Annotated in this window: 1 pseudogene; it reads right to left on the reverse strand. The window is 25.9% G+C overall.

The features are described 5' to 3' along the window. Positions 1-249 (reverse strand): annotated as a pseudogene (locus tag BGS40_RS00005) (hypothetical protein); the annotation flags it as partial. Positions 250-251: the final 2 nt, after the last annotated feature.

The following is a 251-nucleotide window of genomic DNA, read 5'->3' on the forward strand; positions in this document are numbered from 1 at the left end:
AGAAATACAATATTTAGGTTCTATTTTAACTATTTTATTTTGTTCAAAACGAGCTTGTATAGCACAAGCATAAGCTGTGTTTGTATTTTTAGGTTTTACAATATCTTCTCCTTTACTATTTTTCATAACAATATCTTGCTTTAATTTATCACCAAAAGTAAGTTTATCTGCTTTATAAATATTATTCTTTTCATCTTGCTCTATATTTTCCCAAACATATTGCAACATAGCATAACTAGCATCTGCTATAT

The sequence above is a fragment of the Campylobacter sp. 107 genome (assembly GCF_002383835.1).
GTDB lineage: Bacteria > Campylobacterota > Campylobacteria > Campylobacterales > Campylobacteraceae > Campylobacter_D > Campylobacter_D jejuni.